Here is a 13,104-nt window from a genome sequence, read left to right as displayed (position 1 = left end):
GATCGTTGCCCGCCGAGCAACGGATTGTTTCCCGCTGAGCACGCATGCACGTCTCCCCATCCATTGAATTGACGCGTCGGCTCTTTATCTACGCGGTGAGGGTGTCCGGAGGGGAACGTTTCGTATGCTGATCCGAAATACAACGGCGGGCTATGGCGTCGTAAGCCGTCTGTTTCATTGGCTGATGGCGCTCGCCATATTCGGCACGTTCGGACTCGGCCTCTGGATGGTCGATCTCGACTATTACAGCCCCTACTACCATTCGGCGCCCTACGTTCACAAAGCCATCGGCATTTTGCTGCTGATCGCACTCGCCGCCCGTTTCGTTTGGCGCGTAGCGAACGTGAAGCCGTCCGACGCCCACTTCACGCCGTTCGAGCGGGTGTCCTCCCACATCGCTCACGCCGGCTTCTATGTTCTGATCTTCGCGCTGATCGTGAGCGGTTATCTGATTTCGACAGCAGACGGACGGGCCGTCGATGTCTTCGGATGGTTCAGCGTGCCCTCGCCTGGAGAAAACAAGGGGCTCGAAGATCCGGCTGGTGTGGTTCACACGTATCTCGCTTACGTCGTGATCGCGTTCGCCGTCGTCCATGCCGTCGCCGCTTTGAAGCATCACTTTGTCGACCGCGATTCCACGCTGACCCGCATGTGGTCCGGTCCGCCCAAGACTTGAGTTTTCATTCACCTCGAAAGGAATACGTCAATGACACTTCGTTTGACTTCGCTCGCTCTGATGGCAGCGCTCGTGTTGCCGGGAGCGGCTTCGGCGGCGGACTACGCGATCGACACCAAGGGCGCACACGCTTCGATCAATTTCCGCATCCAGCATTTGGGCTTCAGCTGGCTCGCCGGGCGCTTCGACCAGTTCTCCGGCACCTTCAGCTATGACGATAAGGCACCCGATGCCTCGAAGGTGAACGTCGAGATCGACACCAACAGCGTGAACTCCAACCACGCCGAGCGCGACAAGCATCTGCGCGGTGCCGACTTCCTCGATGTCACGAAGTTCCCGAAGGCCACCTTCGTCAGCAAGTCCGTAACTCCCGCAGGCGACGGCAAGGCGACGATCACGGGCGATCTGACGCTTCGCGGCGTAACCAAGGAGGTCAAGATCGACGCGGCCTATGTCGGCGGCGGCGCCGATCCCTGGGGCGGCACGCGCGTGGGCTTTACCGGCACCACCAAGATTACGCTCGCCGACTACGGCATCAACTTCAACCTCGGTCCGGCCTCTAAGGAAGTCGAACTCGCGCTCGAAGTCGAAGGCGTCAAGCAGTAACGGCTCGGCTTCGGTTCTTCACAGAAAGACCGGCCAAACAAAACGACCCCGGAACAGCGCGTTCCGGGGTCGTCGCGTTTCGATGAGCCGAATGCGCGCGTGGCAAGATCAAGACCCGCTGCGCCCGGCGCGTCCGCCCGCGATCGCATGGTGAAGCACGACGAGCGGCACGAGCCCGGCCATCACGATCGTCAACGCGCCGAGCGCGCCGCTCTCGATCTGCTCGAGCGCTGCAAACGCATAGACGTGCGTCGCCAGAGTCTCGAAGTTGAAGGGTCGCAAGAGCAACGTGGCCGGCAGCTCCTTCAAAGCGTCGACGAATACCAGAAGCCCTGCGGCGCCAAGCGCGGGCACCAGCAGCGGAAGATGGATCCGCCACAGCGCCGTGGTTGCGGTTTCGCCGAGCGCGCGAGCCGCCGCATCGAGATTGGGCGAAATGCGTTCGAGACCGGCCTCGATGCCGCCAAGCGAGACCGCGAGAAATCTTATGACATAGGCATAAACCAGCGCCGCGACCGTGCCGGATAGAATGAGGCCGGTCGAGATGCCGAAGGTGCTCCGGAACAGGGCGTCGATGCCGTTGTCGAGTGCGGCCACCGGCATCAGCACGCCGATCGCGAGCACCGTTCCAGGCAGCGCATAGCCCAGTCCCGCTGAGCGAGCCGCAAACCGTGTGAAGCGATTTCTGGCGACGCGTGGCGCATAGCTGATCAAAAGACCGAGCGCGACGGTCGCTGCGGCGGCGGTGGTCGCGAGGAATACGCTGTTCCATGCCGCGCTGAGAAAACCGCCTTCGATCGCAACGGACGCGTGTCCGATGGCAAAATCGACGAGCCGAAGGAACGGCACGATGAAACCCGCCACGAACGGCAGCGAGCAGAGCGCGGCGGCGACATAGCCGCGCCACCCCTCGATGTCCTGGAACGGAATGGCGCGGTAGCGGCCGGTCGTATGATGGACTTTGGCATCGCCCCGCGCGATGCGCTCGACGGCAAGCAGCAGCAGAATGAGTCCGAGCGCCACCGTAGCGATCTGCGCCGCCCCGCCGAGGTTGGAGCGCTGCAGCCATGTCGTGTAAATGCTGGCCGAAAGCGTTTCGACGCCGAGATGTTGCACGGCGCCGAGGTCACTCAACGTCTCCATCAGCACCAGTGCAACGCCGGCCGCGAGTGCCGGCCGCGACAGCGGCAATGCAACCGACCAGAACGTGCCCATCGGCGATCGCCCGAGCGTGCGAGCCACCTCCAGTGCGCAGACCGATTGCTGGACGAAGCTCGCCCGCGCCGAAAGGTAGACATAAGGGTAGAGTACCGCCGACATCACGAACACGGCGCCGCCCAGCGAGCGGACGGGCGGAAACCAGTAGTCCCGAGGCGTCGCCCACCCGAAGAGGGAGCGCAGCTCGGTTTGAACCGGCCCGGCATAGTCGAGCAGGTCCGCATAGCAGTACGCGACGATGTAAGTCGGAATGGCGAGCGGCAGCACCAGCAGGCGATCGAGCAGGCTCCGCCCGGGAAACCGATACATGGTGACGAGCCACGCAGTGCTCGTGCCGACGATCAACGAGACCAGCCCCGTACCGAACGCGAGCAGCAGCGTCTGCTGCAGCGCATGAGGCAAGACGGACTGCAGGAGATGCGGCCAGTCGTTATCGGCGGGCGTCGCGGCGATATAAAGAACCGCTGCGACCGGCAGCGCGATTACGGCCAGCACCACGCCCACACACATCGTCCAACCGGGCGCCGAAGCCGAGCGTAGGCGCCACGCTTCAATGACACGGCGGGCGACAGACAGGGGGCCGCCAGGCTCGGTCTCTGAAGATGGAGTGACGCTCATCGGCAAAGGCCTGCGTACGCGAGGCGTGAAGCCTGCTGATTACCAAAGTGAGCGCGGGAGCGACCCTGAAAAGGCAGCTCCCGCGCGGCACGATCAAACGAAGTGTCAGACGTCAGGAGCTCGGGCCGGCGTCGAAGCGGACCTTGTCGACCAGCTCGGATGCCTTCTTGCGCAGCTTCGCCAACTCGGAAAGCGCGATCGGATCGGCCTTGAGTTCACCCCAGCTCTTCACGAGATCCGACGCGTGCGCGTCCGCGACCACCGGGTACTCGCCGGTCTGCTCGGCGTAGAGTTCCTGCGCATTGTGCGAAACCAGGAATTCGAGAAGCTTGGCGGCGTTGTCCTTGTGCGGCGCGTTGGCGGCCAGCGCGGCGCCCGAGATGTTGACGTGCGTGCCGCGATCGGCGGCATTCGGGAACAGGATCTTGACCGAGTCCGCCCAGGCCTTCTGCTCCGGGTTCTTCAGCATCGCCACCATGTAATAGGTGTTGCCGATCGCGAGATCGCACAGGCCAGCCTGTACGTCGCGTACGCCCTCGCGGTCGCCGCCTGCGGGCTTCCGCGCGAGGTTGTCACGCACGCCCGTGAGCCAGGCTTCGGCCTTCTCCTCGCCGTCGTGCGCGATGATCGAAGCGATCAGCGCAATGTTGTAGGTGTGCTGTCCGGAACGCGTGCAGATCTTGCCCTTCCACTTCGGGTCCGCAAGCTCTTCGTAGCTGATCGCGTCCTGCTTCACGCGGTCCTTCGAGGCATAGACGACGCGGGCGCGCTGTGTGACGGCGAACCAATGGCGTTCGGGATCGCGCAGCTTTGCATCGACCTTCTCTGAGATGACCTTCGAGTCGAGTGGCTGCGTGACGCCCGCTTCCTTGGCTTTGAACAGCAGGCCCGACTCGTTGACGAGCAGGACATCGGCCGGGCTGTTGCGGCCCTCGGCGGTCATGCGCTCGATGAGACCATCTTTGGAGAAGACGACGTTGGCCTTGATGCCGGTCTCTTTCGTGAATTCCTTGAGGACCGGTTCGATCAGTCCCGGCTCGCGATAGGAATAGATGTTCACCTCTTCCTCGGCGCGCACGTCGGTGCCGTAGGCGGCAAGTGCGGCCAGCGCGAGGATCGGCGCGGAGAGCGCGCGTGCGGCCGTACGAAGATGGGGTCGTGAAAACGTCATTGGTCAACTCTCCAATATTCGGGGTTCAAGGTCCCGCTATCGGCTTACCGTCGGACGTATGGAAAATGGCGCCGCGACGGGCCTGCAAGCCGCGTCGACCATAGAGCAGCGGCCGAGAAGTGCGTCAAGAAAGTCAACAATGTCCGAGGATGAGGATAGAGAAAAGGCGATTCCGACAGTTTAGAAATTGTCTAATGTCCAAGGGCGACGATAGAGGCCGAGCCCAGGATCACACCGGAACCACGCGCTCCTTCCGGAACACGACCGAGGCCGAGGTTCCCTGCCCTGGCACGCTCTCGATGATGAGGCTGGCGCCGTTCGCTTCGGCGAGCATTTGCACCATCGGAAGTCCGAGGCCAAGTCCCGCCCCCTTGCCTTTGCGCTTCGTACGAGATGCCTTCATTGCATCCGAAACATTGCTGAGTTCGCGCGGCGTCATTCCAGACCCCGTATCCGAGATTGCGATCGTGAACGGGCCGTCGACTTCGTAGTGCGCAACCGCCCTCACCGATCCGCCGCTTTCCGTGAACTTGATGGCATTGGTCAGGAGGTTGAACACGATTTGCCGGAGGCTTGTGGCATCGGCCACGATGTGCGGAAGGCGAGGGGCAAGCTCGAACGCAAGCGCGATGCCGGCGCGCTCGGCGAGTGGTGCCACCTGCGAAACAGAAGCCGCGAGCACCGCGCCCGCGTCGATCTCCGCAAACTCGAGCGCGGCAACGAGCGAGAGCGGATCGTGGTCGGTCCCCTCCGCCAGCATACGCTCGATAACGCCGATCATATGCTGCGCACTTCCGAAGATATCGGAGGCGTATCCGAGATAGCGCGCGCTTCCGAGGGGGCCGAAGCGTTGTTCCTTCATGATTTCGGCAGCTGCCGCGATGGCGCTGAGCGGCGTTTTGAGTTCATGCGCAAGGCGCGCGCGAAGCGTCGGCGAAAATTCGCGATCTGATGGAGACGCGCCACCGTCTGAGAGAGCGGCAGCCGACGGCGTTCGCGGCCCGGCCCGCTCCTCAGTGAGCCCTCTTGCGGCCTGCCCCTCGTGGATGCGCCGCGCGATTTCCTTGAGCTTCGCCGCGTCATTCCCGGCAAAGGAAGAATTTGCCGCGTCGGACGCATCGTGGAGGTCGTGCGACGGATCCTGAACGATGATGGCTGCGACCGTACGCGCGCCTGAGCGTGGGAGACGGGCGCGTGAGAGATGAATACGGCACGGCAATCGCAGGGCGCCGTTGCGGGTCCAGAAAACCAAGGCTTCGGTGCTGGTGTCTTGGTCTGATGAAGCCGCCAGCGCCCGCAACCGGACCAGCGCCGGCATCGAGGCGTCGAGCAGAGGTGGCGAGAGATCCGCGTCGGCGACCACACGGACGCCGTTGAGCCCGAGCAAAGCAGCGCCGTTTCCGTTGGCGGCGATGATGCGTCCCGCGTCGACATCGATCAGCCAGGCCGCCGACGATCCGCTCGCATCGAGCTGAGCGAGAGCGACAGCGGGCAGATCTTCTCCGAACAGCACGAGCACGCGGCGGTTCATGGGCTGAAGCACGGGACCACTGTTGTACGAAGTCTTGTCAGGCGGTCAGAGGAGCATGGCTTAAAGTAATGATGAGAAGCAAGATTTCGTAGGGGGGATCGCTCACCCCTTGGCGCGGCACGGCCCTCGCAGGTGCCGGTTCGGCGAACAGCAGGAGGCCGCTCGGCGCCGGCCAATTCGACATCGCCGCCTTGATCATTGATGTTGCGGGAAGTTCGCCCCCCTTCTATAAGCTCCAGCGATACGCGTCCCGGTATCCATCGGTCGGCTTTTTCGGGCACCCGATGGTCCGTTTAAAGCGTTGATGAAACAGATTAATTTTGTTTCGAGCTGAATCTGGGACGAGAGTTCGCAGTTGACAGAGCGGACGCCGTGACGGAGTAACCGTCACCTTGCGTTCCAGTCGACGCAGGTAAGCCGCCTTAGCTCAGTTGGTTAGAGCGCTAGATTGTGGATCTAGAGGTCCCCTGTTCAAGCCAGGGAGGCGGTACCACCAAAATCAGAAAAACATTGAGCCGAAGGCCGGAACGCGCGAGCGCGTGCCTTTCCATTGCGTCGATGCCGTTCCCGGTGGCTTGAGCCTGCCCGGGTGCCGCTTCGTCAGTTCGGCATGGCCCTTGAGGCTTTCCAATCCGCGAGTTGGATGATCTCGGCGGTGTGCCCCTGGGGAAGAGAGAGAACCAGCAGGCGCTGGTTCAGCCGATGCCGGTAACACGCGACGAGAAAGCTGACAGGTGCGCCGTACACATAGAAGCTGCCCGTGTTCTTGGACATGGAAGGCTCCGTGCTGTTGTGCACCCCCATGCAAAAGTGCTTCGCGCCTTCTCGCAAGTGCGGAACAACCACTATCGGAGCAGCAACTTGACCGCCGGCGCGGGATGATCATGCAAGCCGGCCGGAGCCGCTTCACGGCCTCGGAAGGACGTGATGGCAGTCGCGCAAAACCGCAGCGTGAAGGGTGTCGTCGATCGTTTCGGATAAGCCGATATCTGCCGCACAGCTCTCGTTGGGGAGAGCGACAAAATTCAATAAAATCAGATTGTTGAAAAGGATTGATGCCAATGGGCACAACAGCGATTGCTCCCATTTGTAACAAAGTGTGTCAAGGGAAAAGAATACTCAAGGTGTCATAAATACGGCGCCTTTCGGAACACTCCGCCGAGCGGCGCCACGATAGTTGACGCACAGCGTATAGATTTCGCAACTTGCTCTCATCTCACCCGATGAAGGTTGGATCGGACGCCGAGTTTTTCGCCGTCCGAACGGGGATTTCGAGCGCGCTTTTCGAAGCGCCGATGCTGATGGGGGAATGCGTAATGAGGGCGAGTGAGAACGAGAAGTCGGCCGTAGGGGCATCGGAGTGCCCGCCGGATCGCGCGGAGCCAAGGTCGTCTGCCGCAATCGCAACCACGCTCGGACTGCTGCCGCTCGTGACGTTTTCCGCGCCGTTCTCTGGCGCCGCTCTGGCCCAGCAGGCCGCCGCGCCGGCAGCCGAGCTGCCGCCGCTGGTCGTCGAGACCAAAGGCAAGAAGAAGCAGGCGGTCGCCAAGAAGAAGGCTGCACCCTCGAGCCCCACGCCCGTTGCTCCGCCGGCTGTCGAGCCTGTGGCCGAGCGCCCCCAAGCGCCGCCGCTGCCGGGACAGGCTGGCCCCGTCGCACCGGGCGAATACAAGGCCGACTACGTAACGTCGGCAAAGATCACCGGACCGCTGCTCAACACGCCGCAGACCGTGACCGTGATCCCCGGCACCATTCTCAGCGAGCGCGGCGCGCCAAACCTGACGCAGGCGCTGCGCAACACCCCGGGCATCACCTTCGATGCGGGTGAAAACGGATTCTCGACGTCGACCAACAACTTCAAGCTCCGGGGCTTCGACACCAGCGGCAACATCTTTGTCGACGGCGTGCGCAATTCCGGAAGTTTTGCGCGAGACATGTTCAACATCGAGCAGGTGGAAGTCGTCAAAGGTGCAGCTGCGGACAATGGCCGTGGCGCTGCTGCCGGCTACATCAACCTTGTGACCAAGGTGCCAACCACTGAAAACTTCATTCGCAGCGAATCCAGCATCACCTTCGACGAGCACGGAACCGATCCTTTGTTCCGGTCCACCATCGACGTCAACCAGCGGATCGGCACGGTCGCGGTCCGGATGAACGGCATGTACGAGAACGGCGGCGTGATGGGCCGCGATGTCGCCGAGGCAGAAGCCTACGGTCTTGCGCCGTCGATCGCGTTCGGCCTCGGTACGGACACGCGCGCAATCTTCTCCTATGAGCGCCTGCAGCGGAACGATCTGCCTGACTGGGGCGTGCCGGGAGCAACGATAAGCGGATTGAAAACGTTCAATCCTGTCACCGCTGGCGCTTCGCGCGATAGCTTCTATGGCTTGAAGAGCGATTACGATGATCTCGTTGGTGATCGTGTGACGGCTCGCTTCGAACACGATCTGTCGAGCAATTTCACTTTGACCAACCAGACCGTTTGGGACCGGGTCGATCGCGACGCGCGCTATACTGTCCCGACTGGGATCGTCGCCGGCCCGCCGGTGCAGGCAACGACGCAGAGACAGTTCTATGACCGCGTCAACGAGCTATGGAGCAACCAAACCAATCTCGCCGGCACATTCGTCGCGAGCGGCTTCAAGCACACGATTTCGACCGGCATCGAGTACACCAATGAAAGATCCGGCGCCAATCAGTTCGCTGCGCAGAACCCCGGCAACACCAGCTTGTTCGATCCCAATCCAGATCGCTACAACGCTGCGTCGCCGGCCCCGGACGGTCGCAATGACGTCGAGATCGATACCATCGCAGCCTATTTCTACGATACGATCGAACTGACGAAAAAACTCGACTTGGTTGGCGGCCTCCGCGTCGAGCATTACAAATATGAAATCGCGAGCAAAGCGCTTCCGAGCGGGGTGCCGGGTACGTTCGATGGCGTAGAGGGAAGCGAGACCACCCTCGGCGGCAAGATCGGTCTGGTATACAAGCCGGTTCCGAACGGCACGCTCTACGCATCGTACGGCGCTTCGGCTCTGCCTCCTGGCTCCTACCTTTCCAACCCGGATATTTCGCGATCTGGTGACGACGCTCTGCCTGGGTTCGCGCCGGAGGCCGATCCTGTGATGATCGACAACTACGAGGTCGGCGTAAAATGGGATTGGTTCGGTGGCAAGCTCTCCACGACGGCTGCCGCTTTCCGCACCGTGAAGAATGACGTGCCGCACAAGGTACGAAGCAATGCTGCGACATTCTTTGAAGACGGAGTGTTCTATGAAGATCAAGTCGTGCAGGGCATCGAGTTGGGCGTCGCAGGCAGTCTGACCGACCGCTGGAAGGTATTCGGCGGATTGCTGTTGCTCGACTCGGAGCGCAAGAACAGCGCCGAGTACAATTATCTTCAGTGCCGCGATCGGCCGGGCGATTTTGGTCTAGGGGCGGCGGGCCAGTGTGCGACGGCCGGCGTTACGACCAACGGCGACGAACTGGCCTTTACGCCGAACTTCTCGGCGACGCTGTGGATGACCTACGACGTGACGACCGCGTTCACGATCGGCGGCGGCGTGCAGTACACCGGCGAGTCCTTCCTCGGCCGCCCGGACGATGCCTTCCGCGTCATCAAGAACGGCGTACCGGGTGAGCTTCCGAGCTACTTCCTGGTCAACGTTATGGCGTCTTACGATCTGACCGACAACGTTGCCTTGCAGTTCAACGTCGACAACCTTTTCGACGAGGAATACGCGCTATCGACCAACTGGAACGGCTCGCGTGCAACGCTTGGTGCGCCGCGCACATTCCGCCTCGGCACCAAGTTTGATTTCTGACAAGCGAAGCATAGAAAATCCGGCGGGACGGGTTCCGCCCCGCCGGTAAATCACCTAAACACGCCGTTGCCGGGCTCGCCCCGGCAATTGGCGTTTTTGAGGAACTCGAAAATGCTCGTCACGATCCCCGATGTGCTGAATGCGGAGGAGGTGGCGGAGATCCGCCGCGTGCTCGAAAGCACCGACTGGGTGGATGGACGCGTCACCGCGGGCGATCAGGCGATCAAGGTCAAGAACAACCTGCAGGTGCCGATCGAGAGCCAAATCGCGCTGGAGCTTGGCCAGATCGTGCTCAAGGCGCTCGGCAGCAATCCAACCTTCATGAGCGCCGCGTTGCCGCTGCGCGTGCTGCCGCCGATGTTCAACCGCTACGATGTTGGCATGACCTTCGGCGCCCACGTCGATGGGTCGATCCGCGCGCTGCCGGGCGGCCAGCGGATGCGGACCGATGTGTCCTCAACGCTGTTCCTCACGCCGCCCGAGGATTACGACGGCGGCGAACTCGTGGTGCACGACACCTACGGCACGCACGCCGTGAAGCTGCCCGCTGGCCATATGGTCGTCTATCCGGCGACCAGCATGCACAGCGTGACGCCGGTCACGCGTGGCAGCCGATGGGCTTCGTTCTTCTGGACCCAGTCGATGATCAAGGACGACTGGCAGCGTCACATGCTCTATGATCTCGACCGCTCGATCATGAGCATCCGCGAGCGGCTGCCGGATGACGATGCAGCCGTCGTTGGTTTGACCGCGCACTATCACAACCTGATCCGCCAATGGTCCGAGGTATGAGCGGCGCACGCCCCGCTCGCCTGCTGAAGCGCGAGGCGCCGTGAGGGTCGATCCTGCAGCTAGCCCCGTTCCCGAAGACGTCGTCGCCGCGCTCGACTATGAGCGCCACGCGCGCCAGCGCCTTCCCGCTGACGTGTGGGCGTACATTGCGGGAGCAGGCGCCGATGGACTGACCAGGCGGTGGAACCGGGAGGCCTTCGACAGCCGCAGGCTTTCAGGTCGCGTGCTGGCGGATATGTCGGGGGCTTCGACCGCAACCACGCTGCTCGGCGCGCACCTGCCGTTTCCAATTCTTCTGGCGCCGGTGGCGCATCAGAAGCTCGCTCATCCCGACGGTGAGTTGGCCACCGTCATTGCTGCGTCGGCCTGCGCCGCCTGGATGACCGTCAGCACGCTCGCGAGCGCGACCATCGAAGACATCGCGGAGGCGTCCCAAACGACGCTGTGGTTTCAGCTTTACATGCAGGCCGAAAGAGCGGCGACGCTGGGTCTGGTTCGGCGCGCCGAGGCAGCCGGATATAAGGCGCTCGTCGTGACGGTCGATGCGTCGATCAATGGCGTACGCAATGACGAGCAGCGCGCGGGCTTTCGGATGCCCCCGCACGTTCGCCCCGTCAACGTCGAGGGATTTAAAGCGCCGGTATCGCGCGCGGGGCCAGGCGAAAGTCCGGTGTTCAAGGGCCTGCTCGATAGCGCGCCGACCTGGGCAGATATCGATTGGTTGCGCAGCGAGACCGACCTGCCGATCTTGATCAAAGGCGTCGTGTCTCCGAAAGACGCCGAGCTCGCCATCGCAGCCGGCATGAACGGCATCATCGTTTCGAACCACGGCGGCCGCACGCTCGACACGCTGCCCGCGAGCCTCGATGCGCTCGAAGCGGTGGCCGCGCGTGTCGAAGGGCGTGTCCCGTTGCTGCTCGATGGCGGCGTGCGGCGTGGCACCGATGTTCTGAAGGCGCTCGCCGTTGGTGCCAGCGCCGTCATGATCGGCCAGCCGATCATGCATGCCCTCGCCGTCGCAGGCGCGGTGGGTGTCCTGCATCTGCTGACGATCCTCCGCGCCGAGTTCGAGGCCGCGATGGCCATGACCGGCTGCGCTACGATCGATGACATCGATCGCGACGTGCTTTGGCCAAGCTAACGTTCGGTCGGATCGGACGATAGAAACGCCGCCACCGCATCTGTCTTGATCTGCGTCGGGTCCGTCGCATTGAGCCTGGCAGCACTCAGCACGGCCTGGGCGAGCCGCTCACGCGCGAACGTGATCGCGGTCGGATCGGGTCCGACGTGAGACGCGACTTCCTCCCACGCCAAATCGAACGCGGCATAGAGAACTTCGAGGGCTTCAGGCGCGAACGACGCGTTTTCGATGAGTTTGCGAACGGGCATGGGAAGACTTCTCGCGGCGGGATCAATCAAGTGCTCGATTGATATGCGGCAAGCACCAATGCGCTGTCGGTCATCTATATGACGGAATGGATCATTCCGGATAAGTTTTCGGCAGGTGTTGAGCAATGCGCGTGCGCGTCAGCGAATAGCACTCGCACGAGACGCGCATGAGGCCATCGCGATCGAGGATCGTCACCCGCTTGCGCCCGCTGTCGATCAGTCCGGCTTTCAGCAGTCCATGCATGGCGTTGGTGATCGAAGGCCTCTGCACGCCGAGCATTTCCGCCAGCAGATCCTGGGTAAGCAGCATCGTGTCGTCGTCGGCCCGGTCGCGCATCATCAGGAGCCAGCGCGCAAGCCGCTGAGTGAGATTGTGGGCTCCGTTACAACCCGCCGAAATCATCACCTGCTCGAGAAAGGCATGAACATGGCAGTACATCAGCGTGCGGAACGCCGGGATCGTATCCATCGCGTTCACGAAAACTGAACGTGGCATCTTGGCGGCGGTGCCGGGAAGCTGCACAAGGAGCCGGGCGGACGAGGTTTTTGCGCCGAACACGGCCTGAAAACCGGTTCCGCCCTCCCGTCCGATCGTAGCCATTTCTATAATAGCGCCGTCAGGATAGACTGCGACCACCGAAATCACTCCGCTATCCGGGAAGTACACGTGATCGAGGGCCGAATCCGCGTCCATCAGCACTTGTTCGCGCTCGCACTTGATCGGTTCGAGACTGGGAAGAAGCTGCCCACGGATTCGGCTCGGTAACGCGAGAAGAAGCCTGTTGCGGGGCCAATCGTGCAGGGCTGTCATGGTATGGGCAGCTCGGGCTCAGGTTCGATGTCGTTCAAGGGCACCTGAAGCCGAATACGCAACTGGGCGTTAAGGTTCCGCCGGATCGGCGAGCCAGGTGCGAAATGACCGGAGTACGGATAAGGCCGTGCGCGACACTATTGCGCAGGCGGGAAGTTCCCGGTCGGTGGGCAAGATTGCGACTTAATATTGACGCGAGTAGTATAGTTTTATTTATGTGCCCGACACGCGGACACAACGAACGAGAACAAGCGGGTTACCTGAGATCATGACGATGTATTCTACAATGGTTCCAGTCTGGCGCCGTAATCGGGCGGGTACTGTTCTTCGTATCATTACGGTTGCCGCGATGATTTCGGCCCACGCAGCGCCGATGGCCGCGCAGGAAGTCGCCCCGCCCGCCGCCACCGAAAGCGCCGCGCCGTCTCAGGCCGCGCCGGCCGCCGCGCCCGAGCCGACCTTGCC

At 62.3% G+C, this 13,104-nt stretch carries 11 protein-coding genes, 1 tRNA gene and 1 pseudogene; 7 read left to right on the top strand and 6 right to left on the bottom strand.

Features of this window, described 5'->3' with window-relative positions:
- The first annotated feature begins 124 nt into the window (after positions 1 to 124).
- Together RCO24_RS06765 and RCO24_RS06760 are read left to right on the top strand one after the other, a co-directional pair.
- A complete protein-coding gene (locus tag RCO24_RS06765) occupies positions 125 to 676 on the top strand; it encodes a cytochrome b (protein WP_308960938.1) in 552 nt (183 codons plus the stop codon).
- A 30-nt stretch (positions 677 to 706) separates the two neighbouring features.
- Entirely contained in the window at positions 707 to 1,282 is a 576-nt protein-coding gene (locus RCO24_RS06760; RefSeq protein WP_308960937.1) for a YceI family protein, read from the top strand.
- A gap of 108 nt (positions 1,283 to 1,390) precedes the next feature.
- On the opposite strand, the gene RCO24_RS06755 is transcribed toward RCO24_RS06760, so the two are convergent.
- From RCO24_RS06755 to RCO24_RS06745, 3 genes are all read right to left on the bottom strand, one after another.
- Positions 1,391 to 3,118, bottom strand: a complete 1,728-nt coding sequence (locus tag RCO24_RS06755) for an iron ABC transporter permease (protein WP_308960936.1) — start codon at positions 3,116 to 3,118, stop codon at positions 1,391 to 1,393.
- Positions 3,119 to 3,230: 112 nt separating this feature from the next.
- The gene (locus tag RCO24_RS06750) at positions 3,231 to 4,289 is read right to left on the bottom strand and encodes a Fe(3+) ABC transporter substrate-binding protein (RefSeq protein WP_308960935.1); all 1,059 of its coding nucleotides are present in this window, start codon (positions 4,287 to 4,289) and stop codon (positions 3,231 to 3,233) included.
- A 229-nt stretch (positions 4,290 to 4,518) separates the two neighbouring features.
- Positions 4,519 to 5,832: a HAMP domain-containing sensor histidine kinase gene (locus RCO24_RS06745; RefSeq protein WP_308960934.1), complete on the bottom strand. Its 1,314-nt coding sequence runs from the start codon at positions 5,830 to 5,832 to the stop codon at positions 4,519 to 4,521.
- 404 nt (positions 5,833 to 6,236) lie between these two features.
- Between RCO24_RS06745 and RCO24_RS06740 the strand changes: the two genes are divergently transcribed.
- A tRNA-His gene (locus RCO24_RS06740) sits at positions 6,237 to 6,313 on the top strand.
- Between the two features lie 107 nt (positions 6,314 to 6,420).
- Here RCO24_RS06740 and RCO24_RS06735 read toward each other — a convergent pair.
- Positions 6,421 to 6,594, bottom strand: coding sequence for a hypothetical protein (locus RCO24_RS06735; protein WP_308960932.1), 174 nt, complete (start codon positions 6,592 to 6,594; stop codon positions 6,421 to 6,423).
- 542 nt (positions 6,595 to 7,136) lie between these two features.
- Between RCO24_RS06735 and RCO24_RS06730 the strand changes: the two genes are divergently transcribed.
- The 3 genes from RCO24_RS06730 to RCO24_RS06720 all read left to right on the top strand — a co-directional run bounded on the left by RCO24_RS06730 (position 7,137) and on the right by RCO24_RS06720 (position 11,580).
- The gene (locus tag RCO24_RS06730) at positions 7,137 to 9,647 is read left to right on the top strand and encodes a TonB-dependent receptor domain-containing protein (RefSeq protein ID WP_308960930.1); all 2,511 of its coding nucleotides are present in this window, start codon (positions 7,137 to 7,139) and stop codon (positions 9,645 to 9,647) included.
- Between the two features lie 111 nt (positions 9,648 to 9,758).
- On the top strand, positions 9,759 to 10,439 hold the full coding sequence (locus RCO24_RS06725) for a Fe2+-dependent dioxygenase (RefSeq protein WP_308960929.1): 681 nt from the start codon (positions 9,759 to 9,761) through the stop codon (positions 10,437 to 10,439).
- A gap of 40 nt (positions 10,440 to 10,479) precedes the next feature.
- A complete protein-coding gene (locus tag RCO24_RS06720; protein ID WP_308960928.1) occupies positions 10,480 to 11,580 on the top strand; it encodes an alpha-hydroxy acid oxidase in 1,101 nt (366 codons plus the stop codon).
- Here the strand turns inward: RCO24_RS06720 and RCO24_RS06715 are convergent.
- On the bottom strand, positions 11,577 to 11,828 hold the full coding sequence (locus tag RCO24_RS06715) for a hypothetical protein (RefSeq protein WP_308960927.1): 252 nt from the start codon (positions 11,826 to 11,828) through the stop codon (positions 11,577 to 11,579). The two genes, RCO24_RS06720 and RCO24_RS06715, sit on opposite strands and share 4 nt — an antisense overlap.
- Before the next feature lie 91 nt (positions 11,829 to 11,919).
- Positions 11,920 to 12,639, bottom strand: a complete 720-nt coding sequence (locus RCO24_RS06710; RefSeq protein ID WP_308960926.1) for a Crp/Fnr family transcriptional regulator — start codon at positions 12,637 to 12,639, stop codon at positions 11,920 to 11,922.
- A 274-nt stretch (positions 12,640 to 12,913) separates the two neighbouring features.
- On the opposite strand from RCO24_RS06710, the pseudogene RCO24_RS06705 reads away from it, so the two are divergent.
- Positions 12,914 to 13,104 (top strand): annotated as a pseudogene (locus RCO24_RS06705) (tonB-system energizer ExbB); the annotation flags it as partial.

It is taken from the genome of Hyphomicrobium sp. LHD-15 (genome assembly GCF_031157355.1).
Lineage (GTDB): Bacteria > Pseudomonadota > Alphaproteobacteria > Rhizobiales > Hyphomicrobiaceae > Hyphomicrobium_C.
This window is presented reverse-complemented; position numbering and strand designations above follow the sequence as displayed.

Coding starts and splice junctions, on each gene's coding strand:
- RCO24_RS06765 (WP_308960938.1), top strand. CDS start 125: ATGCTGATCCGAAATACAACGGCGGGCTATGGCGTCGTAAGCCGTCTG.
- RCO24_RS06760 (WP_308960937.1), top strand. CDS start 707: ATGACACTTCGTTTGACTTCGCTCGCTCTGATGGCAGCGCTCGTGTTG.
- RCO24_RS06755 (WP_308960936.1), bottom strand. CDS start 3,118: ATGAGCGTCACTCCATCTTCAGAGACCGAGCCTGGCGGCCCCCTGTCT.
- RCO24_RS06750 (WP_308960935.1), bottom strand. CDS start 4,289: ATGACGTTTTCACGACCCCATCTTCGTACGGCCGCACGCGCGCTCTCC.
- RCO24_RS06735 (WP_308960932.1), bottom strand. CDS start 6,594: ATGTCCAAGAACACGGGCAGCTTCTATGTGTACGGCGCACCTGTCAGC.
- RCO24_RS06730 (WP_308960930.1), top strand. CDS start 7,137: ATGAGGGCGAGTGAGAACGAGAAGTCGGCCGTAGGGGCATCGGAGTGC.
- RCO24_RS06725 (WP_308960929.1), top strand. CDS start 9,759: ATGCTCGTCACGATCCCCGATGTGCTGAATGCGGAGGAGGTGGCGGAG.
- RCO24_RS06715 (WP_308960927.1), bottom strand. CDS start 11,828: ATGCCCGTTCGCAAACTCATCGAAAACGCGTCGTTCGCGCCTGAAGCC.
- RCO24_RS06710 (WP_308960926.1), bottom strand. CDS start 12,639: ATGACAGCCCTGCACGATTGGCCCCGCAACAGGCTTCTTCTCGCGTTA.